The sequence below is a fragment of the Dactylosporangium roseum genome, from assembly GCF_025264685.1.
Taxonomy (GTDB): domain Bacteria; phylum Actinomycetota; class Actinomycetes; order Mycobacteriales; family Micromonosporaceae; genus Dactylosporangium; species Dactylosporangium roseum.
Window position 1 is genome coordinate 401152 of sequence record NZ_CP073721.1, and the last position, 21349, is coordinate 422500.

At 72.7% G+C, this 21349-nt stretch carries 19 protein-coding genes; 11 read left to right on the top strand and 8 right to left on the bottom strand.

The window, feature by feature from the left end; all coding sequences use genetic code 11:
- Nucleotides 1-10: 10 nt before the first annotated feature.
- The 6 genes from Drose_RS01810 to Drose_RS01835 form a co-directional block, all read right to left on the bottom strand.
- Nucleotides 11-1168 (bottom strand): glycosyltransferase, encoded by a 1158-nt coding sequence (locus tag Drose_RS01810; RefSeq protein ID WP_260726432.1) that lies wholly within the window; start codon nt 1166-1168, stop codon nt 11-13.
- A complete protein-coding gene (locus Drose_RS01815) occupies nt 1168-2256 on the bottom strand; it encodes a glycosyltransferase (protein ID WP_260726433.1) in 1089 nt (362 codons plus the stop codon). Before Drose_RS01815 ends, Drose_RS01810 begins: the two co-directional genes overlap by 1 nt.
- Nucleotides 2257-2411: 155 nt before the next feature.
- Nucleotides 2412-3707, bottom strand: coding sequence for an AAA domain-containing protein (locus tag Drose_RS01820; protein ID WP_260726434.1), 1296 nt, complete (start codon nt 3705-3707; stop codon nt 2412-2414).
- A complete protein-coding gene (locus Drose_RS01825) occupies nt 3704-5188 on the bottom strand; it encodes a hypothetical protein (protein ID WP_260726435.1) in 1485 nt (494 codons plus the stop codon). Before Drose_RS01825 ends, Drose_RS01820 begins: the two co-directional genes overlap by 4 nt.
- Nucleotides 5185-6312, bottom strand: coding sequence for a hypothetical protein (locus Drose_RS01830; RefSeq protein WP_260726436.1), 1128 nt, complete (start codon nt 6310-6312; stop codon nt 5185-5187). The genes Drose_RS01825 and Drose_RS01830 overlap by 4 nt, the downstream gene beginning before the upstream one ends.
- Before the next feature lie 30 nt (nt 6313-6342).
- Complete coding sequence (locus tag Drose_RS01835) at nt 6343-7128, bottom strand: hypothetical protein (protein WP_260726437.1); 786 nt, start codon at nt 7126-7128, stop codon at nt 6343-6345.
- Nucleotides 7129-7482: 354 nt separating this feature from the next.
- Between Drose_RS01835 and Drose_RS01840 the strand changes: the two genes are divergently transcribed.
- Genes Drose_RS01840 through Drose_RS01850 form a run of 3 tightly spaced genes read left to right on the top strand, consistent with a single transcriptional unit; the run spans nt 7483 to nt 8480 of the window.
- Nucleotides 7483-7614: a hypothetical protein gene (locus Drose_RS01840; protein WP_260726438.1), complete on the top strand. Its 132-nt coding sequence runs from the start codon at nt 7483-7485 to the stop codon at nt 7612-7614.
- 25 nt (nt 7615-7639) lie between these two features.
- Nucleotides 7640-8014 (top strand): helix-turn-helix domain-containing protein, encoded by a 375-nt coding sequence (locus Drose_RS01845; protein WP_260726439.1) that lies wholly within the window; start codon nt 7640-7642, stop codon nt 8012-8014.
- A gap of 58 nt (nt 8015-8072) precedes the next feature.
- Nucleotides 8073-8480 (top strand): GntR family transcriptional regulator, encoded by a 408-nt coding sequence (locus Drose_RS01850; protein WP_260726440.1) that lies wholly within the window; start codon nt 8073-8075, stop codon nt 8478-8480.
- A gap of 83 nt (nt 8481-8563) precedes the next feature.
- Here the strand turns inward: Drose_RS01850 and Drose_RS01855 are convergent, their stop codons facing one another.
- Nucleotides 8564-8764 carry a hypothetical protein gene (locus Drose_RS01855; RefSeq protein ID WP_260726441.1) on the bottom strand — a complete coding sequence of 67 codons (201 nt, stop codon included), beginning with the start codon at nt 8762-8764 and terminating at the stop codon, nt 8564-8566.
- Nucleotides 8765-9050: 286 nt separating this feature from the next.
- On the opposite strand from Drose_RS01855, the gene Drose_RS01860 reads away from it, so the two are divergent.
- The 4 genes from Drose_RS01860 to Drose_RS01875 all read left to right on the top strand — a co-directional run bounded on the left by Drose_RS01860 (nt 9051) and on the right by Drose_RS01875 (nt 15280).
- Nucleotides 9051-9230 (top strand): hypothetical protein, encoded by a 180-nt coding sequence (locus Drose_RS01860; protein WP_260726442.1) that lies wholly within the window; start codon nt 9051-9053, stop codon nt 9228-9230.
- A 137-nt stretch (nt 9231-9367) separates the two neighbouring features.
- Nucleotides 9368-12346, top strand: coding sequence for a helix-turn-helix transcriptional regulator (locus Drose_RS01865; protein ID WP_260726443.1), 2979 nt, complete (start codon nt 9368-9370; stop codon nt 12344-12346).
- A 129-nt stretch (nt 12347-12475) separates the two neighbouring features.
- Complete coding sequence (locus tag Drose_RS01870) at nt 12476-15010, top strand: caspase family protein (RefSeq protein ID WP_260726444.1); 2535 nt, start codon at nt 12476-12478, stop codon at nt 15008-15010.
- Nucleotides 15011-15046: 36 nt separating this feature from the next.
- Nucleotides 15047-15280, top strand: a complete 234-nt coding sequence (locus tag Drose_RS01875; protein WP_260726445.1) for a hypothetical protein — start codon at nt 15047-15049, stop codon at nt 15278-15280.
- Between the two features lie 69 nt (nt 15281-15349).
- Here the strand turns inward: Drose_RS01875 and Drose_RS01880 are convergent, their stop codons facing one another.
- Nucleotides 15350-15967 (bottom strand): helix-turn-helix transcriptional regulator, encoded by a 618-nt coding sequence (locus Drose_RS01880; RefSeq protein WP_260726446.1) that lies wholly within the window; start codon nt 15965-15967, stop codon nt 15350-15352.
- 403 nt (nt 15968-16370) lie between these two features.
- On the opposite strand from Drose_RS01880, the gene Drose_RS01885 reads away from it, so the two are divergent.
- The 4 genes from Drose_RS01885 to Drose_RS01900 are packed head-to-tail and all read left to right on the top strand — an operon-like array spanning nt 16371 to nt 21240.
- A complete protein-coding gene (locus Drose_RS01885) occupies nt 16371-17378 on the top strand; it encodes a hypothetical protein (RefSeq protein ID WP_260726447.1) in 1008 nt (335 codons plus the stop codon).
- A 27-nt stretch (nt 17379-17405) separates the two neighbouring features.
- Nucleotides 17406-19319, top strand: a complete 1914-nt coding sequence (locus Drose_RS01890; RefSeq protein ID WP_260726448.1) for a CHAT domain-containing protein — start codon at nt 17406-17408, stop codon at nt 19317-19319.
- Between the two features lie 17 nt (nt 19320-19336).
- Nucleotides 19337-21019, top strand: coding sequence for a CHAT domain-containing protein (locus tag Drose_RS01895; RefSeq protein WP_260726449.1), 1683 nt, complete (start codon nt 19337-19339; stop codon nt 21017-21019).
- A 41-nt stretch (nt 21020-21060) separates the two neighbouring features.
- Nucleotides 21061-21240, top strand: coding sequence for a hypothetical protein (locus tag Drose_RS01900; protein WP_260726450.1), 180 nt, complete (start codon nt 21061-21063; stop codon nt 21238-21240).
- Nucleotides 21241-21349 lie beyond the last annotated feature (109 nt).

Sequence of the window (21349 nt, forward strand, 5' to 3'; positions counted from 1 at the left end):
GACCCGTCGACTACGACCGCGGTTCCCGCGTGGCCGCGTCGAGTCGCACCCGGACCCGGTCACCAGGCCACGACCTCGACGATGCGAGGGCGACGGCTCTGCTGAGCGCGGCCTGGTATCCGTCGACCATCTCACGCACCGAGAAATGCTGACGGACGTACCGCCGGCAGCCCTCCGCGGTCAACTGGTCGAGCGCCCGGACGGCGCGGCACATCTCGTCGGTGGACTCGACGACGTAGCCGCTGACGCCTTGCGCGACGATCTCGGGCACCGCGCCGCGGCCGAAGCCGATCACCGGCACGCCATGGGCCATCGCTTCGATCATCACCAGGCCGAACGGTTCCTGCCAGCGGATCGGCATGAGCAGGGCGGAGGCGCCTGCGAGGTGGTCGGCCAGCCGGTCGTTCGGGACGTGGCCCCGATAGCGGATGCGGGCACCGAGGTAGGGGCGGATCTTCTCGTCGAAGAACCGCTGATCCTCGGTCCGGACCGGGCCGAGGAGGTCCAACTGGGCCCCGGTCCGGGTGGCGACCTGGACGGCGATGTCGGGACCCTTCTCCGGAATGAGCCGCCCGAGGTACACCAGCCGGGCTCCGCCGTCCCCACGGGTCGTCGGGGTGAGGTCGGCTGGGCAGTCGATGCCGGGGTAGACGGTGTCGATGACGGGCAGTGCGCCGGCGTCGCGTCGCTGCTGGTCCGAAACCGCGATGACAAAGAGGTTCGGGTGCTCGGCGGTGTACGCGGTGAGCTCCGGTCCGGGCGGGTCCCAGAGTACCGAGACCACGGGGGTCCGGGGCACGTCGCCGGCGATCGCCGCCGCCACTTCGAGATGGTGGAAGAGCAGGACGTCGTAGCGGCCGACCGCGGCGCCGCGGGCCATCAGCCGGGCGAGGTGGCGGTCGGCCGCGGCCAGGTCGGCGTAGTCGCCGCACGTGGCCCGGTCGATCACCCCGTCGAAGCTGGCACGGTCGGTGACCACGGGGTCGAGACCGCCGTCATACAGGGCAACACCCGGCACGCGCGAGCCGTGTGGCGCGTAGAAATCGACTGAGTGGCCCCGGGCGGTGAGTCCGCCGGCGACAGCACTGGCGATGGCCATCGGGGCGTACACGACGTCGGGCGGTGCCGGCGTGGCGATCCAGCCACGCACCATGGTCGCCACCCGCATCACGCCGACCCGACCTGACGGAAGAGCGCTTCATAGGCGTCGGCCATCCCGTCGAGGGAGAATCTGCGGACGGCGTCGGCGCGGCACGCGTCGGAGTCGATGGTGGGGAGACGGTGGACCGCGGCTACCATCTCGTCGACGTCCTCGACGAGGAATCCGGTCTGCCCGTCGATGACGATTTCGGGAATCGCGCCGCGGCGCAGGCCGATGACCGGCACGCCGCAGGCCAGCGCCTCGATGATGATGAGACCGAACGATTCGTGGCGGCTGGGCATGAGCAGGGCACGCGGTCGGGTCCGCAGTTCCGCGCGCAGTTCCGCCAGGCTCAGTGGCCCCAGGTAGCGGACCTGATCGCCGAGGTGCGGGGCGATCTCGTCGGCGAAGTAGGAGGAGTTGCTGTACCAGGGGCCGACCAGACGCAGTTCGTGGCCGGTCAGGCGGGCCACCTCGATCGCGTCGCCGACGCCCTTCTCGGGCACGAGGCGGCCGGCGAACAACAGGTGCCGGCCCGGTGGCGCGGCCGGGTCCGGAGCGAAGTCGGCGGTGTCGACACCGCCGGGGATGGTGGCGGCGAACGTGAGGTTGGGGTCGGCGTGTCGCTGCGCGGCGGAGATCGCGACCAGCCGGTGCTGCGGGCTGGCGAACATGCCGATGGCCTGGGTCAGCAACGGTGGCAGAGGACTGTCGTAGACGCTGCTCACGACAGGGACGCCGGGATGGTGGGCGAGGAAGGGCAGCGGTACCTCCGGGTGGTGGAAATACAGCACGTCGTATTCGCCGCGACCCGCCCGCAGGAACATCTCCTGGGCGAGCCGGGCATCCCAGAGCGCCAGAATGTTGTCGCTGGCGAGCCCCGGATCGGTGAGCGCCTCGGTGAACTCGTCCTTGTCGGTGACCAGCGGGGGCACTCCGCAGTCGATCACTCGGGCGCCGGGGACCTCGGAGCCGACCGGCCCGTAGAAGTCGAGGTGGTGGCCCCGTCCGGCCCAGACGCGCGCCAACTGGGTCGCCAACTGCATGGGCGAGTAGATGATGTCGGCCGGTGCGGGTGTGCAGACGCACCCCTTGACCATCATGGCGATCCGCATGCGGTTCCTCTCGTCTGACCGGTCATGGATCATTATGGTCGGCGTCGAGGAGTTTGGATGCATTGAAAAGGGGCGCTTGCCGCCCGTCGACGAGGGCGAAGCTCGCTCGGCTGGCCTTGGCGTAGCGAGGCGTGAACGCGGCGAACTCGTCACGCTCAGGCCGCGGCCACCCGGTGCCGCTCCAGGTGGGACATCACCGCTTGGTTGGCCTCCCAGCCGTCCGGGAACTTCACGATCTCGTTGAGATACATCCGGCCCGTCGACGGGTGGGCGTCCAGCAGCGCCGAGATGCCGGCCCGGGCCACCACGACGCAGGAGTGCCGGTGCCGCGACGTCAGCACGCACAGCCGCCCGGCCTCCAGGTGGAACGCCGTCGCGTCGCGCCGGCCGGACAAGGGGTGCCACACCACCGTCACGTCGTACTCGCGGCCCTGTAGGCGGTTCGCCGTGTCCACCGTGATGCCGGAGTCGGCCGGCAGGTGCTGGCGGACCGCCGTAGCCTGGTCCCTGTGTGCGGTGCCGATCGCGATCCGCTCCGCCGTCACCAGAGCGCCGTCAGGGTTTCTCTCCGACACCGTGACCGCGCCGCGTTCCAGCAACCGCAGTGCCGTGTCCGCGCACGCCTGCGCGACCTCGGCATCCGTGCGCATGCTGTGCCGGGCCGGCAGCTCATGCAGCGCCCAGCCGGAGCGGGCCGCCTCCGCCAGCGTGGCGTCGAGCGGCGCCGCGCCGAACGCGCGGGTCGCGAACCGCAGCGAACGATCGCCGGGGCCGGGGCCGGAAGTAAAGCCGGTGAACGGGTAGAACGCCTCGGACACCACCGGCGCAGCCGTAGCGGGGAGTCGCCACGACACCGGCAGCCGGTGCACGGGCACGTCGAGATTGTGCCGGAGCAGCACCGCCACCGCGCTCAACTGCGGGTCCCAGGACAGGCCGGCCCAGCGTTCGGTCTCCACGGTCGAAAACGGATCGAGCTGGCCGGGGTCGCCGACGAACAGGGTCCGGTCGAAGCGGCCCGCGATGCGCAGCAGCGCGTCGGAGCGCATCTGGTACGCCTCGTCCACGATGGCCCACGCCCAAGAGCCGTCCCGCAGCATGCCCCACTTCGCCGCCGTGCCGACGACGACCCGTGTACCGGCCAGCCCGGCCACGTCCGTGTCGACGGTGACGTTCCGGTGCCCGGAGATCCGCGCCACCGGCGCGTAGTTCTGCGCCGAGAGCCGGCCGATCGCCAGGTCCGGCGCGGCCGTGGCGAGGTTGTTGACGAGGTCGTCGACCTGCTCGTTGGTCTGGGCCACGACGGCGATCGGCTCGCCCAGCCCGGCGAGATGCCGCGCGGTCCGGACGACCAGCGTCGACTTCCCGGCGCCGGGCGGGGAATCGACGACCACACCGCGCGTTCGACCGTGTCGCAGATCGGCCATGACGGCGGGAAACACGTCGTCGGTCATGACCAGTCCTCCACGGCGTCCTCTTCGGTCGGCTCGCGGGGCGCCGGCGGGCCGCCGTGCGTCCACGGGGTGTCGGCCACGTCCGGGAACTGCCCCACCCGCTGGAACTCGTCCGAGATCGTGCTGTACGTGATCCACTCGCCCGCCGCGGGGACGCTGCCCGGCGGCGGGGTCAGGGAGCGGCCCATGCCGCCGGTGAGTTCCAGCAGCACGTCCAGGCCGCCGTCGACCGGCGTCACGGCGACGATCTCCGCCTTCTGCCCGGCCCGGGCCGGGGATCTCACCGTGACGCCGACGCCCAGCCGCAGCGGGTCCTGCGTCCGCACCGTGACGTGCGGGCGGAGCGTGCGGCGGGGGCCCGAGGCGTCGATCCGGTCGGGCTCGGCGTGGACGACGGCGCCGGCGAACGCCTCGCCGGTGAGCCGGTGCTCGGCCATGACGAGCGGATCGTCCAGCGCGCGCTGCGCGTCGAACAATGCCTGGGCGCGCTCCAGACGGCTGAGCCGGCGCGCCGCGGCGACGGCGCTGTCGCGGCGGGCCTGCGGCAGCGGCTTGTCGCCGCTGAGGTAGGTGACGTAGTCGGTGTACGCGTCGCGATCGTCGGCCCAGCGGGCCACGACACTCGCCCCGGGTGTGAGGCCGTTGAGCAGCTCGACGCCGCGCCACATGAGCCGCCACGTCGGCCCGAGCTGGGTGGCGAGGGCCGCCTCCAGCCTGGACAGCGCCTGTTGACGAGCGGCTGGATTGCCGTCCGTCCGCGCGTACCGGTCGATGGCGGGTGCGAGCCGATCGGCGTCGAACGCTGGGTCGGTCGCCGGGCCGGCCGGCGGCCAGATCTCCGGGTCCTCGGCGTCGAGCGCGGCGTCGAACGGGGAGCGCCCGGCGGGCGGGTCGATCCAGGCCAGCAGCGCGGCGAGGTTGGCGTCCTCGACGGCGCTCTGCCCGGTCGCCCAGTGGTCGCCGAGCGCCGAGGTCATGGCGAGCATCAGCGCCGAGCCGGGGTGCTCGGCGCGCTCGGCGAAGAACGTGAGCCACCGGCCGAGCAGCGGCACGACCGGCTTGACCGCGTATGCACCGTAGGTCCGGCGCAGCCGGGTCGAGCGGCCGAAGAGGCGCACGAAGCCGATGCCCCCCGGGTTCGGTACGAGCAACTGCGGCGCATCGGTGAACCGGGACCGCCCGCGCACGTCCTCCGTCAGCTTCGCGAAGCTGTCCACATAGGACACCACGAATCGGCCGAGCTCGGCGGCGAACGCGAAGCGCTGGTCGCGGTTGCGCGGCTGGGGCACGATGAACAGCCGCGGCGCGTCCGGCCGGTCGCCGACCATCGCCGCGAGCGGGGCGTTGGCCTCGCCGGCGAGCATGAGCGGGATGAAGACGAGCGGCCTGGAGCTGATGTGGGTGTGCCGGACCGTGGTGATCCGCTGGGCGGTCCGGTCCCGGACCGCGAGCGCCCGCGCGATGGAGGTTAGCGACGTCATGCCGGAACCCCGAAGCACTCGTTGCGCAGGCGCATCGCTGCCCGCAGTACCACCGCGGCCTCCGTCTGCTCCGGAGCGGGAGCGAGCAGGCCGCTGGCCAGGCCGAGCGCGGTCTCGACCCACTCGACGCCGCCGAGTTCCTCGCTGACGGTGCGGCCCAGCGTGTGGGTCGTGCCGTGCGCCTCGCGGCGGCAGAAGTACGACATCTCGCACATGGACAGGCAGTCGGGGGAGTAGCGGGCCGGGATGTGCTCCAGCGCCGCGCACAGCTCACCGGCCGGCCGCGTGGGCCTGCCGTCACGGTCCGGCGCCAGGTCGAACGTCAGGTCGTCGTCCAGCGGCGCCAGCAGCTCGTCGATGCGGGTCATCCGGTTGAGCTGCCGGTTGAGCACGGTGAGCTGGCGGCGCACGTCGAGCTTCGTGGCGATCGCGTGGTTGGAGAAGTTCTCCGGGCAGACCAGCACCACGTCGTGCGAGACCCGCTCGGGGTCGAGGCCCAGCTCTCGCAGTAGCTGGCGCAGCGCCACGACGTACACGCCCGACTGCACCGCCGCCGCGGCGACCTTGCCGCCGTCGGCCTGGCCGTCGATGACCGCGAACGACTTGATCTCGATGATGTGGAAGACGCCCTGGAACTGGAACGCGATGAGGTCCGGCTCGAGGAACACCTGCCGCCCGCCGACCGGCAGGCGCAGCAGCGGGTGGTCGAACAGCGTGCCGAACTCGTCGGTGCCCTTCGCGGCGGCCCCGAGCACCTGCCGGGCCAGCGCGTGCCGCACGTTCTGGCTCGTGTTGCCGGCGGCCTCCTCGAGGTCGTGGTACGCCACCTCGGGGATCGACAGGTCGAGCACCTCCCGCAGCATTCGCAGCAGCTCGGCGCAGCCGTTGGCCTTCACCTGCGCATCGAACGCCCGGGTCCGGGTGATCGCGAACGGCGACTGCCCGTACGGCGGCGGGAAACCGACCCGGGCGGCCACCGTGCGCTTGTCGACACCGGCGGCGTCCATGACGGCACGGCGGGCGCAGCCGGGGTTGCTGGTCAGCGCGGCGATCGTGCGGGCGTTGTGCGGCATGGGTGGTACCGGGCCACGCAGCCGATCGAGCCGCGATTCGGTGCTGTTCACTGGGGCGTTCCTTCGCGGGAAACGGTGTGGCTAAGAGACCTTGCTGTCAGGCATCGGCTCCAAAGGGCTGCCGAAGAGCCGCCGAACGTCGTCGAGCCGCGTGCGGGCCCGGGCGGCGGCCGCTTCGCGGTGCGACCGGTCGACCGGTTCGTGCGTTTGCAATTCGGCGCGCGCGGCGCGGATGACCATGCCGGGCTTGGCCGAGCCGATGCTGTCGGCGGCGCCCGGGATGTTCTCGGCGAACAGCCACAGCAGGCGGGCGGTCGCGCGATCGATCTCGGGAAGCCGGGCGACGTGCTCGGCGACGCTGACGGCCGCGTGGAGGAAGTCGACGCGCGGGCTGAGCGCGCCGATGATGCGCCGCTCCAGCGGCCACGTCGACACGGCGAGGAGGCCACGCGCCGCCGCGAGCCGGTCGGCGGTGAGTGCGGCGCAGAGATAGTACGGCCGGGCGAACGGCGACGAGCGGAACGAGCGCTCCTCGTCGCGGCGGAGGCTGGTCAGCTTGGCGCTGTTGATGTCCCCGCCGAAGCAGGCGTTGTAGACCTGGGCGATCAGTTTCGGTGCGGCCGGCACGGTGAGCAGGGTCAGGGCGCTGTGGACCTGTTCGCGCAGCGGTAGCAGTGAACCGCTTTCCCGCTGCGTCGGCACCGGTGCCACCGCGGGCTCGTGCGCCTCGTCCCACGCGTCTTCCAGGGCGCGCACCTCGGCCCGCAGCATCCTGACCCGCGGCAGGTCGCCGACGGTCCGCGCGTGGCGGATCTCGGCATGCAGCACGTCGATCCGCTGCTCCAGTTCCTCGACGCTGTCGGCCATGGCTGGGACAGTACCGTTCTCCAGTAATTTCCAGCAATCCCCACTTCGGCGAGGGCTGTCGTGCCGAATGGGCTACAGAGCGTTACGTTCGAGTGGAACGGTTCCACGTTTCATCGAACCCGGTCCGAACCCGGAATGAATCCGCCGAATGGCTGGTGAGAGCCCATCCGGCTGGAGTGATTGCCGTGGTGGAAGCTGGCGGTCTGGTCCGGTTTGTCGGCCTGGCCGTCTCCCCGGGTGTGAAAACACCGTTGCGTGCTTCCAGTAGATTCCAGTAAGTTCCAGTAATAGCCAGGCACCGATATGGTGCGTTCCGCAAACCGTCCGTGTTGTCCCCCGAAGGGTCGGTGCACCATGCGCAAAAACTCCCTCGTCGCCCTGTCCCTGTCCGCCCTCGGCCGCGGGGTCGCGGGCGCGCACAGCGTCGTGTTCGAGAACGGCTCCGCGGGCCGGCGCGCCGTCGTCACCTGCTCCGGCAATGCCTGACCGCGCTCGAAACCTGGGGGTCGACATGGAACAGCCGGTCATGGCGGACGGCGAACGGCCGGACCTGGACGCGGTGCTCCGCGGCCTCCGGGCCGCCGGGTTGCAGCCCGTGGTGTTGTACGACCTGAGCGGCGAGGTCGTGATCGTCGGCGTCGCCAACGACGACCGAGCCGTGGCGCCGGCACCGGTCGGCTGGGACCGGCTGAGCGACCGGGAGCAGGCGGTGGCGCGGCTGGCCGGCCAGGCGCTCACCAACCGGCAGATCGCCCGCCGGCTCGGCATCTCCGCACACACCGTGAACTACCACCTGCGGCAGATCTTCCGGAAGCTGGCGATCGGCTCCCGGGTGAGCCTGGCGGCCTACGCCAAGCTTCCCGGAACGACTCGGGCGAAGGACTGATGGCCATAGGGCTATAAGGCTCTATGATGGGCACAGGGTCATCGAGCTGCATCTTATTGTGGTGATCGATCGCGATGCTGACCGCCCGGTGCACAAGCAGCTCGTGGACATTCTGCGAGACCAGATCGATTCCGGTGCCCTGCCGCCCGGTTCGGTGCTGCCGTCCGAGATCTACCTGGCGCAGACCTACGAGTTGAGCAAAACGGCGGTCCGGCGGGCCCTTGAGCTGCTGCTCAACGAGGGGCTCATCACCAAGACCAAGGGGAAGCCGACGACGGTACGTGAGCGGCCGCAGCGCAAGGTCATGCCGCTGGAGCCGGGCGACGAGGTGAATGCCCGGATGCCGACCGAGGCGGAGCGGCGCTCGTTGGGCATGCCGGTGGGCGAGCCCGTCTTCGAAGTGAGTCGCCACGGCGGAACAGTGGACGTCCTTCCCGCGGGAACGATCACGCTACGAGCCTCGTGAGTGCGCCGCGTCCGACGGGCTCGGTGCGGCGATGAGCCTGGAGTTCCCCCCCCCCCCCCCGCGCCAGCCACGCCTGACGTCCGTCAAGGCTGCGGAGGGTCGGCCGCCGGGTCCGTTCCGTCCTCGGTGAGGAAACGGCGCGCCGACTGGACGAGTGAGCACGGAAACTCGGCCAGCCGTGCCCATGACGACAGGCAGCCCTCGCAGATCCCGTCCCGCTCGGTGTGCTTTTCGAGGAGTACGAGGGCTTCGTTCCGGGTTTCGGGTGTGCGGTAGTCCTTCATGATGTCCACCCCGCCTGGACTCGGTCTGCTCGAAGGAGCGCAGGCCGACGCGATCGAGTTACGCGGATCTCGGCGACTGTCAGGAAGGCGTCAGATCATCGCGGCCAGACCGATCGGCACGCTGTCCAACCGCCACGCCGGGGCCGAGCCATTACCGGCGAGGCGGGCTGTCCGTCAGTAGGCCGGTGGAGCGACCACGAACCAGGAGGCACGCCGTACCTTCCGCACGCCCACCGGCCGGCCGCCGCGCCGGACAGCAGCACCGCGACGAACCTTGGAGGCAACGGTGACGGTCGACCACAACGGCATACCGCTCGCCGCGGACACCCGATGGCGGCTGCTCCAGCTCTTCGCCGACGAACTGACCGCCGCTCGTGCCGCCGCCCTGTCCGCCGGAGCCGACCTCGGCAACCTCACCGCCATCGTCGACGAACGGATCCGTACCGTCGACAACGACGGCCGCTGATCCACGCCGGTTTCTCCGGCATCTCCAGCCGTGTCGCCACCGGCCCTTGCCGCTTCGGGCCGACCTGTGACACCGCTCGGGAGTGATCTGCCCGGCCACGGCTGACAGCCGACCGTGCGACACGAGACGATGGCGGCATGTCGGTGGATCTGACGGCCCCGTTCATCGGACGGCGGAGGGAACTGCGGCTGCTTCAGGACCGGCTCGTCGCCGCCGGTGGCACGGGCGGGTCGGCCGCGGTGGTGGTGGCCGCCGAAGCCGGGGTCGGCAAGAGCCGCCTCATCGGTGAGTTCACCGCCACGGCCGCCCAGGAGCTCAAGGCCCACGTCCTGGCCGGATCCTGCGTCAACCTCGGCGGCACCAGCGTCCCGTACGCCCCGCTCGTCGACGCGATCCGCCGGCTGGTCCGCGAGCGGGGCAGCCAGTACCTGTCCAGGTACGGCGGAACGGCGTACACCGACCTGACCCGGCTCATCACCGGCCTGCCCGGCGTCGGCTCCGGACCGGACACCGGGCCGGTGGCGCAGCCCGACGCCCAGATGCGCGTCTTCGCCGCGGTCCTGCGCATGCTCGACCACCTCGGTGGCCACGCCCCCACCGTGCTCGTCTTCGAGGACCTGCACTGGGCCGACCCGGAGACGCTGGACCTCGTCTCCTATCTGGTGCAGGCGCAGACCGACGAGCGGCTGCTGCTCGTGCTCACGTTCCGGCCCAGCGACACGCCCACCGGCAGCCCGCTGCGCAGGCGGATGGCCGAGCCGGCGTTCGCCCGGCGGGTGCACCGCGTCGACCTCGCCCCGTTCGACCTCGACGAGTTCGCGCGGTTCGTCGGCGCCACGGTCGGCCACGACGTGGACGCCGAGATCGTCGAGCGGTACCACGAGCTCACCGCGGGCAACGCCTTCTTCGCCGAGGAACTGCTCGCCAGGCGGCCGCTGAGCGACCCGGCCGACGTCCCGCTGCCGGACTCGTTGCGCGAACTGATGCGGGAACGGCTCAACGTTCTCGACGAGCGCGGGACCGTCACGATGCAGGCCGCCGCGGCCGCCGGGCGCGAGGTCGGCTACGACCTGCTGGCCGCGGTGTCCGAGTTGCAGCCACGCTCGCTGGACGACGCGCTGCGACAGTGCGTCGATTACCAGATGCTGCGGGCCGAGAAGCTCGAACGGCTCTACGCGTTCCGGCACGCGCTGCTGCGCCAGGTCGCCTACGACGAGACCGGCCTCGGGGTGCGGCGGGAACTGCACCGCAAGCTGGCCGAGGCGCTCGCCGCCGACCCGGACCTGGGCCCCGCCGGTGAGCTGACCCCGCTCCTGGCGCACCACTGGTACGAGGCGAGGGACTGGCCCGAGGCGTTGAGCGCGGCGACCGCGGCCGCCCGGGAGGCCGAGCGCAACCGTGCCTTCCGGGTCGCCTACCGCCAGTACCAGCGGGTTCTTGAGCTGTGGCCGAAGGTCGGCGACGCCGACCGGCGGACCGGGATGACCTTCGACCGGTTGCTGGCCACGGCGGCCGAGGCCGCCCGCTGGGCCGGCGATCTCAACGCGGGACTCGAACTGCTCAACCGGGCCTTGGCGCACGTCGACGGGGCGGCACAGCCGGTCCGCCGGGGCGAACTGCTGGAGCGTCTCGGCAGCTACCTGTGGGAGGCCGGCGAGATCGACGCGTCCACCGCCGCGTGCCGGGAGGCCGACGCCCTGCTGCCCGAGCAGCCGCCGACGGCCGTGAAGGCGCGGGTGATCGCCGCGCTGGCGACCGCCGAGGTCCAGGCCGGTGAGTACGTCGACGGGCGGGAACGCGCGCTCAGCGCGGTCCGCCACGCACGGTCGGCCGGTGCCCGGGCCGAGGAAGGGCGGGCCCTCAACACCGCCGGGGTCGCGCAGACCATGCTCGACGACCCCGAGGGCGTGATGAACCTCCGCTCGGCGGTCGCGATCGCGAAAGAGGTGGACCACCTCGAGGACCTGCACCGGGCGTACGGCAATCTCACCGTGGCGCTGGAACACGCCGGCCGGCTCGACGAGTCGATCGACGTGGCACGCAAGGAACTGGACCGGCTCAAGAGCCTGCGCCTGCCCAGGACGAAGGGTGCGCGGGTGCTGGCGAACAACGCCAGCGCCGCCCTGGTGATGCTCGGCTGCTGGGACGACGCGGAGCAACTGCTCACCGCCGACGTGCGGGACCGGCCGCCCCGCGAGATGCGGTACGCGCGGCTGACCCTGGCCGAGGTCTTCGTGGCGCGCGGCCGGTTCGACGAGGCCGACGAGATGCTGGAGCCGCTGCTGACCGACGCGGCGGGCGCCGACCCGCGCTTCCTCAGCCCGCTGGCCGCCTGCCGTGCGGAGTTGGCCCTCTGGCGCGGCGATCCGGCCGCGGCCCGTCGCGCGGTGCGGGAGGGGCTCGCCGCGGTCCGCGGCACCCAGCACACGCTATCGCTGCTGCGGCTGTGCGCCATCGGCCTGTGGGCCGCCGCCGACGAGGCACTGCGCCGTGCCGCGGGCGGCACGGCGAGTGCGGACGGGCACCTCGCGGACCTCGGCCACCTGATCGACGGCGTCGCCGAGCCCGAAGCGGGCACCGAGCCGCACGCCTGGCGTGAACAGTGCCGTGCCGAGCTGGCCCGGGCCGGGGACCGGGACGGCGCCGCGCGGTGGGCGGCGGTGGCGCGGGCGTGGCAGCAGTTGCGACGGCCGTACCAGGCCGCCTATGCCCATTGGCGCCGGGCCGAGGCGGCGGTCCGCGACGACCGGAAGGCGGACGCCGCCGACGGGGCCCGCGAGGCCCTCCGGCTCGCGCGTGACCTCGGCGCGCAGCCCCTCACCGGAGCGGTCGAGGGCACGGCGCACCGCCACGGCCTGGACCTGACGGGTGAGCACACGTCGGACGTCCCGGCCGTGCCCAAGCCGCGGACGCCGTTCGACCTCACCCTGCGGGAGGTCGAGGTCTTCCGCCTGCTCTGCGACGGCCTCACCAATCGCGGCATCGGCGCGGCGCTGGGCATGAGCGAGCGCACCGCCGGCGTCCACGTCTCCAATATCCTGAGAAAACTCGGAGTCGATAACCGGAACAAGGCGATTGCGGCGGCCCATCGGTTGCAGTTGTTCGGCGATTCGTAGGAGGGGGCCTCGGCGCATGCTCCCGTTCTCGGCAATACGCGAATGAACGTAGCGATCGTCTAGTGACGTCCGCCGCTGCGGCCAATACCGTTCGACGTGGAAATGCTCGATCCACCTTCAGGGAGCGACATGCCACGGAAAGCGTTGTTGATCGGGTCGCAGACGAATGGCCTTTCCGGTGTCGAGCACGACGTGGCGGCGATCGCCGAGGCACTGGGCAAGCGCGATTTCACGATCACCAGATGCGTCGGCCCGGACGCCACACGCGCCGGAATTCACGACGCGTACGAGCACCTGATCGCCCAGGCCGGGCCGGACGACTCGGTCTTCGTCTACTACAGCGGTCACGGCGGCCGCTCCCTGCCGACCCGGGCCGCGCAGGGCCGCCCGCCGGTGCAGTTCATCGTGCCGACCGACCTGGACGAGTCGGTCGAGGGCGACTTCCGCGGGATCACCGCCGTGGAGCTGTCCATGCTGCTGGGCCGGCTGACCGAGAAGACGCACAACGTGGCGGTGATGCTCGATTGCTGCCACTCGGCCCACATGTCACGCGACCCGGACCACCGGGTCAAGGCGTTGCACTACCCGTTCGAGTGGCTCGACGACCACGTGACCGGCCAACTGGGCAGCGGGTCGCGCCGGGACCTGTGGCGGCCGCTCGGCAACGACAACGCGGTGCGGATGGTCGCCTGCGCGCCTGAGCAGTCCGCCTTCGAGTACACGACCGCGACCGGCGTCCGGATGGGCATGTTCACCGAGGCGTTCACCAAAGCCCTGGCCGAGGCGGGGGATCTGCCGGTGACCTGGGCGGCGCTGATGGACCGGGTGCGCCGGTCGGTGCTCGCCCTCGCGCCGGAGCAGCGGCCGGAGGCGGAAGGGCCGTCGTCGCGGCTGCTCTTCGACGTCATGGTGGAGGACGCCGTCGGTGCGCTGCGGGTCGTCGGCGGCGCCAACCCACAGCGGGTGACCCTGGAGGTCGCGCCGCTGCTGGGGGTGCAGGTCAGCGACGAGTTCGCCATCATGCCGCCGGGCGCGGAGGCGGTCGACCAGGCGTCGGCGGTGGGCACGGCCGTCGTGGACCGCCTCAGCACCATGGCGGCGCACGCCCGGGCCACCCTGCACGACGGCTGGACGGAGATTCCGGTCGGCGCGCGGGCGTTCCGCATCCGCACGATGGCGCCCAAGGTGCCGATCTCGCTTCCTGTGGACGACCCGCGCGCCGCCGACCTGCTCAGCCGGCTCGGCCCGACGGCCCTGCTGCGGCCGGCGGAGCCCGACGAGGCGGCGATCGCGGCGGTCACGATCGACGCCGACGGCGGCATGACGGTCCGCGACCGGGTCGGCCCGCTGCATCCGCCGCGCCCCGCCGGCGTGTCCCAGGCCACCCTCATCCGGGCCGACCTGGTCCGACTCGCCCGCGCGGCGCTGCTGCGGGAACTGCGCGACGACCCCCGCCGCAAGCTCGAGGACCCGGTCACCGTGGAGTGGGGCCGCGTGATCGACGGCACCGAACAGCCGCTGCCCGCCTTCGGTGACGTGCTGCACACGGGCGAGCGGGTGTTCGTCCGGATTCGCAACGACGGCGGCCGCCCGCTCTACGCGTCGCTGGTCGACATCGGGATCGGCGGGCGCATCACGTTGCTGACCAGGTTCAGCCCCGCCGGGGTCCGGCTCGGGCCGGGCCAGCAGTACGTCTTCGGCTCCGACGAGGTGCTCGGCACGCTCGACGGCGTGGCCCTGGAGTGGCCTGCCGGGGTGGACCGTGCCGACGCCCGCCCGGAGAGCCTGCTCGTCCTCGTCGCCGACGCTCCGCAGGACCTCGGGGTGCTCGAACAGGACGGCGTCCACGCTCGTCGCGGCACCGCGGACGAGTCGGCGCTGGAGCAGCTCGTCCGTCAGATATCGGTCGGGGGCGTCCGCGACTTCGCCCCCGCCGGCGGGCCGCCGGTGCGCTACACCGTGCGGTTCCTCGACTTCGACGTGACGCCGGTGCCCGCGCCGAGATCCGAGGAGGTGGTGTTCGAGATCGACGACCGGCCGGAGCGGTCGGTGCGGCTGTTCACGCCGCGCGGCGCCGCGCCCCGGCGGGTCGCGGTGCGCCTCGGCGAACTCGTCGTGCACCGCAACCGGGCACTGCTCGGCGCCGACATCCGAGTTGACGCCGTGGTCACCACCGGCGGAGCACCGCCGGAGGCCGCCCGGACGACCACCCCGGTCTACACGGCACAGACCGCCCGGTTCTCCAACGTCCGCGACGACCACCGGCTGCCGCTGGACAACCTGCTGGTCTACCTCGGCCCGGCCACGGACTTCCTGGACATCGCCGTCTTCGTCTCCCGCGACACGAAGGACAGCCTGGCGCTCAGCGACCTCATGCGGCAGGAACTCGTCGATCAGGAGGTTCAGGCCGCGGGGGCCCAGTTGGCCGGACTGTTCCTGGCCGCGCCGCAGGCGGCGATCGCCGTCGCCGCCGTCGGCGCCGGGGCGGTCGTGGTCAACGTCGCCTACAAGCTGCTGCTCGGTGCGGTCGGCAAGAGCATCGGGCTGTACCGCACGTCCCTGCTGGCCCACGAGGGGTTCGGCGTGGGGCGGCACCCGGCCGACGGGTCGCTGCGCCGAGCACAGGACTTCTCGTTCTCGTTCACCGTCGAGGCCGTCGACTGACGGCTTCTCCCGGAACTTCCCCGGAAAGGAACCCAGATGAGCCGCAACCGCATCCTGATCGGTCAGTCCGAATGGGGCATCGACGCCCGGCAGGTCACCTCGGTCGTGGAGAGCGTCAAGTCCGCGATGGAGAGCGCCACCACGGCGCAACTGACCCTGCTGGACAAGGAGAACCGCCCGGTCACGGTGTACCTCAACGGCCGGGTCGCCGAGACCGTCGTCGTGGACCTGGACATGGACCGCGACTCGCGCCCCAGCGAGATCTCGTAGCGACCTCGGAGAGCCACCGCACCGGCCCGGGCGACCGAGGGGGCGCCCGGGCCGGTGCGCACGGGGCGGTCAGGACTCCTCGCCGGGGGTGGGCGCGGCCGGCTTGAGCAGGCCGAGCCGCTGCGCCCGTAGCACGGTGGTGAGCCGGTCCGACGTGCCGAGCTTGCGGTAGACCCGCTCCTGATGCTTGGCGACGGTCCGCTGCGACAGGCACAGTCGCTGGGCGATCGTACGGGCGTTGAGCCCGTTGCCGAGCATGGTGAGGATCTCCCGCTCCCGCCGCGTCAGCCCGACTGCCGTGCCCGGCGCGTCCGGCACGGGCCGGTCGCCGAGGATCTGGGTGACGGCCGCGAACGGCTCCGCCCAAGCGGCGGCGATCATGCGCAGCGCCGCCACCTGCTGCGGCGGCATCCCGGCCGCCCGGCTCTCGATGAACCTCGAGATCCGGCTCGCCCGGGACAGGTCCGGCGCCCAGCGCCAGCGGCGGGCCTGCCAGGTGAGGGTGCCGTCGGCCAGACCACTCATGACCAGCGCGCGCAGCAGCGCGGGGTCACCGTTGGACGCGATGTGCAGCAGGCGCCGGGTGGCCGGCTCGACGGCGCTGGTCAACACGTGGTCCACCAACTGCTCCAGGTTCGTGAACGGCGGTTCCGGCTCCGGCTCGGCCGTCGCTCGCGTAACGGTCATCGGCTTGCTCCCTCGTCGCTCGAAAGAGGTACGCAGCCAGGCTCTCGACCCAGCGGACCCGGCACATGTGCCGAACGACGTAGGGGCACGGATGATCTTCTTTAGCCGCGGCGCACCGGGCCGGCGTCGCGGCAACGCGCCAGCCTATCGACCCCATTCCCGGAATGAAGTCGTCGTTCGTCGATCTGCGTATGTTTCCGGACGCAGTGGTGTCGATTTACAGGTAATGACAACGGCTGCCGGCCCATACCCGATCAGCCGGCGCGCGCACCGACCGGTCAATGCCCCGGAGCCGAACGCATTCGCTTGGCTTACCGAGGTGGGATCTTTTGCGTACTGCTCTTTGCCGCCGCATGTGCACTGGGGCAGGCTGGGCGTCACATCACGCGGAAGGAATTGCAGGGTGCCCAGTTCGGCGGATCTGGTGCGGGACCTGGCCCGTCGCGGCGTGCTCGCGGCCCGGGCGGTCGACGTGACCGGCAGCGAATACGCACGACTCACCGGCGGTGCGTACGACATCGTGTGGCAGCTCGTCTTCGAGCGGCACACCCGCGGCTTCGAGATCAAGCGGGGACATCCGACCTGTGCGTCCTCCATCTCCGGGCTGCGCCCCGACTGCCTCGACCGGTTCCAGGACGACGTGGAGGCCGTCCTGGAAGACCTGATGCGCAACGCGAAGGTGCCCATCCTCAACCTCGAGGGCTGGATCATGCGGCGGATCAACGCCGCGACGGTGGACGCCCACCGGCGCCGCCGCGGCGAACGCGGCGCACTGCAGCGCCCCCGGCTGCCCCAGTGGTTGACCCGCGCTCTGCGGGACGATCCCTGGCTCACCCGGCTCGCCGTCGAGCTGCTCGTCTGGGTCGGCGTGCCGGTGGCGGCGAGCGCCGGCCTCTGGCCGCTCAACGCCTGGGCCGACCTGCGCGCGACCGTCACCGGCGACCCGTCCGGCGACGAGACCACGGTCGCGGCCGACGTCGAGACCGTCGTCACCGCGATGCGGCAGAGCCGTACCTGGTACACGAACTTCGTCGAGCGACCGCTCGGCAGGAAGCAGGCCCCCGTGCTGTCGGCACCGCGCTCCGAGCCGGAGCTCAATCGCGACGAGACCGACCATCTCCCGTTGACCGAACGGCACGAGACCGACGACGCCCACCTGCACGACCTGGCCGCGGCCGCCGTACGGGCGATCGAGCGTCGCCTCGCCAAGGGCGAGGACCCGAGGGACGCCGTGCGCGCCGTCGTGGTCCAGGTCTTCAGCGGCGGTACCGGCGCCGAGGACATGGACCGCACCCCCGGCGCCACCCCCGGCGACGGCGAGCGAGTGCTCGCCCTGCTCGCCGATCCGGTAGTCATCGACCGGATCACCTCGGCGGCCCTGGAGATCGTCGCCCCGCGCCCCACCAACTGAACCAGCCGGCACCCGGGAGGGAGCGCGATGGACGAACACACGGTCGCCGAGACCACCGCGCGCTGCGCGGCCACCGTGGCCGCCCTGGCCACAGGCCTCGGCGGCGACTTCGACGCCGCCGCGGCCGACCTGCGCCGGCTCCCCGCCGATCGGCCCGTGACCGGCGCACTCGCAGCCGCACTGGTCGTGGTGGCCCTGCGCTCGGAGCCGTCCGCGGGCGCACACCGGGCGCGGCACCTCGACCACCTGCTCGGCCTCGCCGATCGCCACCCACCAGCGGCGCCGGAGTGGCCCCGGCTGCGGGCGGTGGCCCCGACCTTCGCGGTCGTGCGCACCGGAGCCGGCGGCGCGAGCTTCGACACCCGCTCCGCGCTGGCCGGGGACGCGCTGCTACAGCGCGCCGCGGCAGCCGCCGCGGCCGCCGCGCGGGACGCGGCCGGCAGTGCGGTCGACATCGCCCGATCGTGCCTGATGGGCAACGATCCAGCCGCCGCCGTCCAGGCGCTCGACGCCGGCCGTGCCCTCGTACTCTTCGCCGCGACCGAATTCCTCGACGTCCCGGCCCGGCTGGAACGGATCGGCCGGAGCGGTCTCGCCACCCGCTGGCGGCTGGCGGCGAACGGATCCGCGGACAAGCCCGGCGACATCCCGACCGACCTGCGCGCCGACGTCCTGGCCGCACTGTCGGCCGGGCCGGGCGCCGACGGCGGCCGCCCCGCCGGGCCGCTCGCCCCGCCGGACCTGCCGGAGATCCGTGCCGCGCTGGCCGGCCTCGACGCCGACGCGCTCGTCTACCTGCTGCCCGCCACGACCGCGGCGACCGGCTGGGCGGTCATGGTCCCGGCCGCGGGCCCGCCGAGCTTCATGGCGCTGCCGAACCTCGCCCTCGACGTCGACGTCGACGTCGAGCCGCTGCTCGCCACCCTGTCCACCCGCGACCCGGCCGCACCGGACGTCGGCGCCGACACGATGACGGCCAGCCTCGACATCCTCTGCGACTGGGCGTGGCGTGCGGCCATCGGACCGCTCGTCGAGCGGTACCTCCCCGAGCTACCGACGCCCGGGCACCGCCCGCCGCGCATCGTGCTCGTACCGCAGGGCAACCTCGCCCGCGTCCCCTGGCAGGCGGCCCGCCGCGGCGACGGGACCTACGCGGTCCAGTTGGCGGCGTTCTCGCAGGCCGCGTCGGCGCGGATGCTCTGCCGGTCGGCGTCGGCGACACCGGTGCCGGTGCTGCCGGTGGGACTCGTCGTCGGCGACCCCGACACCCACGGCCGTGCACCGGAGCTGTCCGCCGCCCGCGTCGAGGCCTACGCCGTGCACCAGGCCTTCTATCCCGGAGCCAGATACGTCGGCCGACGCGCCGACGGCTCGCCGAGCCGATCCGGACGCGGCACCGCCGCCGAGGTCCGCGAGTGGCTGACGACCACCCGACCGGCAGCCGGCACGATGCTGCACCTGGCCTGCCACGGCATGATCCAGCCGGCCGAGGCCGACACCACCTCGTACCTGCTGCTGGCAACCGACGCCGACGGCGACCGGCTCAGCGCGGAGGACCTGGTGATCGTGCTGGCCCGGGCACCGGAGCGGGCCATCGGCCTCGTGGTGCTCGCCGCCTGCCGGGCCGGCGTCTCCGGGCGCGGCTACGACGAGGCGTTCAGCCTGGGCACCGCATTTCTCGTCGCCGGGGTCCGCTCGGTGCTGTCGACCCAGTGGAGGGTCCCGGACCGGGACACCTCCGTGTTGATGTACCTGTTCCACCACTTCCTCATGGCCGAGCGGCGCCCGGTCTGGGACGCGCTGCGCCGCGCGCAGCTCTGGATGCTCGACCCCGACCGGCGACCCCCGGCCGGGATGCCGCGCCCGCTCGTCCGTCAGTTGTCCGAAGCCGACCCGGCCCGCGTGGTGGCCTGGGCCGGCGTCGTCCACGGCGGACAGTGAGGACGCGGGTGATGCGGATGGGCATGCCGGAACCGCCCGGCGTGGACGTCGACGCACTGCGGTTCGCCCTGCTCGACGTGGTGACGCACCTGGTCCGTGGCATCGTCCCCGACGGGCAGCCGCCCGAGGACTCCAGCGCCGTGCACCTGGCGGTCGCCGCGCTGCTGGAGCCCGGCATCCCGGCACCGGCACCCGGCCTCGTCGACGAGTTCGTGGCGATGGCCACGACGGTCGTCCACGGCAGCCGCCCGGCACCGGCCGCCGCCGGCCTCGACCGGTTCGTGCTGGCCGTCGCGCTCCAGTTGCGCGCCCGGCTGGACCGCGGCGGCTGGGCGGAGGACGAGCTCGACGGCACCCCGGCGGCCGGGATCGAGGAGCTCGTCACCGCCGCCGAGTGCCTGCCCGCCGGGCATCCGGCGGCGGCCACGGTCATCGGCACCTTCGGCGCGTTCCTGGACCCGTCCGACCCGCTCGGCCACGACCTCGCCGGCGTCGCGGACCGGTTCGCCATCCAGGCTGGAGCCCTTCCCGGCGACCCGGTCGCGGCGGCACTCCGCGCGGTGTGCCGGGCCGCGACAGCGCCCAGGTCACGATGCGCCGCCGCCGCCGAGACCCTGGCGGAGCGGCTCGCCGCGGTCCCCGAGCGCTACCCGTGGCGGCAGGCGCTCACCGTGGCGGTCGACGCCGCACGACGCGATCCGGCCGCCCGCCGAGGCGCCGGCGTGCTCCTCGTGCGGGGGCGGGCCGCCGAAGCGTTCGCGGTGCTGGAGGCGGCGGCCACGGACGGGCCGGTGGCCTCGGTCGACGAGGTCGCGGCGGCAGTACGAGCTGTCGGCGCCGACGCCCTGGTCCACCAGCACCCGATCGATGACCCGCGCGGCCGCGCCGGGGTTCTGCTGGTCACCGCCGACGGCCTGCGTGACCTGGGCACACCGGACCCGGCGGCGGTCGTCGCCACCGTGCTCGCCGCCGTCGGCGACGGCCCACGGCGGCTGCTCGTCGCGGCGGCCGACGGGCCCGGCCGCCTCCTGTGGACTGAGGCGACCGCTCCGGAGCTCGTGGTGTCGTTCGTGTCGTCGGGGCGGCAACTGGTGACGCTCGCCGGGCGCAGACCACCGGCCGTCACCGACGCCGTGGTCTTCGTCACGAACCCGCTGGGCGACCGCGACGCCGCCACCGTCGAGGCGATGGTGCTGCGCCGGATCTTCCACCCCCGCTCGATCGGCCTCGGCCACCTGGTGGAACAGACGGACGGCCCCGGCACCGCCGCCGACGTGCTCGCCCGGCTGCCCGGCGCCTCGCTGCTGCACCTGGGCTGCGGCGTCACCGACGCCGTCCAGCTCGCCGGACCGTCCCGCCTCGCCCCGGAGGAGATCCGTGACGCCGGCTCGGGTGGACTGGTGATCCTCCCCGCCGACAGCGCCGGGCAACCGGGCACGGAGGCACTCGCGGCGGCGTTCCTGGACGCCGGCATGACCGGGGTCGTCGGCTGGCTGCGCCCGGTGCCCGTGCCGGACGCGTCGGCGATGGTGTTCATGCTGCACACGATGCTCGTCGACGAGGGACTCGACCCGGCCGCGGCGGTGCACGCCGTCCGGCAGTGGACCCGCGACCCGGACCGGGCCGTGCCGCCGCACCTTCCGCCCGGGTGGAGCGTCACCGGCGAGCACTGGTCGGCCCTGTGCCACCTGGGGCGATGAACACAGCGCCCCGGGTGCGTGGCTGTTAGCCTCAGGGTGACATGGCCGACGAACTGTCACCCGAGCAGCGCGATCAGCTCGCCCGCCTCATCGCGGCGGAGCTCGCCGCGCTGCGAGAAGCGGCGCTCGCCGCCGGCGCGGCACCGGAGTCGGTCGCGGAGACCGTCGAGGAGCGCCGCCGGCTGATCGACGCAGAGGATCCGCCCACCCCGGGAGACTGACCGGCATTCCCGCCGCGTCGGGGTCGCCACGAACTCGCGCGTGTCACGGCCGGCTTCTGTCAGGGCGCCCCGACGGGTGACGTACCGCAGGTCATCGCCGTGGCGGATC

What these genes read in the sequence shown, in the direction of transcription:
- Drose_RS01810 (WP_260726432.1), bottom strand. Translation starts at nt 1,168, where the DNA reads ATGCGGGTGGCGACCATGGTGCGTGGCTGGATCGCCACGCCGGCACCG.
- Drose_RS01815 (WP_260726433.1), bottom strand. Translation starts at nt 2,256, where the DNA reads ATGCGGATCGCCATGATGGTCAAGGGGTGCGTCTGCACACCCGCACCG.
- Drose_RS01820 (WP_260726434.1), bottom strand. Translation starts at nt 3,707, where the DNA reads ATGACCGACGACGTGTTTCCCGCCGTCATGGCCGATCTGCGACACGGT.
- Drose_RS01825 (WP_260726435.1), bottom strand. Translation starts at nt 5,188, where the DNA reads ATGACGTCGCTAACCTCCATCGCGCGGGCGCTCGCGGTCCGGGACCGG.
- Drose_RS01835 (WP_260726437.1), bottom strand. Translation starts at nt 7,128, where the DNA reads ATGGCCGACAGCGTCGAGGAACTGGAGCAGCGGATCGACGTGCTGCAT.
- Drose_RS01840 (WP_260726438.1), top strand. Translation starts at nt 7,483, where the DNA reads ATGCGCAAAAACTCCCTCGTCGCCCTGTCCCTGTCCGCCCTCGGCCGC.
- Drose_RS01845 (WP_260726439.1), top strand. Translation starts at nt 7,640, where the DNA reads ATGGAACAGCCGGTCATGGCGGACGGCGAACGGCCGGACCTGGACGCG.
- Drose_RS01855 (WP_260726441.1), bottom strand. Translation starts at nt 8,764, where the DNA reads ATGAAGGACTACCGCACACCCGAAACCCGGAACGAAGCCCTCGTACTC.
- Drose_RS01865 (WP_260726443.1), top strand. Translation starts at nt 9,368, where the DNA reads ATGTCGGTGGATCTGACGGCCCCGTTCATCGGACGGCGGAGGGAACTG.
- Drose_RS01870 (WP_260726444.1), top strand. Translation starts at nt 12,476, where the DNA reads ATGCCACGGAAAGCGTTGTTGATCGGGTCGCAGACGAATGGCCTTTCC.
- Drose_RS01875 (WP_260726445.1), top strand. Translation starts at nt 15,047, where the DNA reads ATGAGCCGCAACCGCATCCTGATCGGTCAGTCCGAATGGGGCATCGAC.
- Drose_RS01880 (WP_260726446.1), bottom strand. Translation starts at nt 15,967, where the DNA reads ATGACCGTTACGCGAGCGACGGCCGAGCCGGAGCCGGAACCGCCGTTC.
- Drose_RS01890 (WP_260726448.1), top strand. Translation starts at nt 17,406, where the DNA reads ATGGACGAACACACGGTCGCCGAGACCACCGCGCGCTGCGCGGCCACC.
- Drose_RS01895 (WP_260726449.1), top strand. Translation starts at nt 19,337, where the DNA reads ATGGGCATGCCGGAACCGCCCGGCGTGGACGTCGACGCACTGCGGTTC.
- Drose_RS01900 (WP_260726450.1), top strand. Translation starts at nt 21,061, where the DNA reads ATGGCCGACGAACTGTCACCCGAGCAGCGCGATCAGCTCGCCCGCCTC.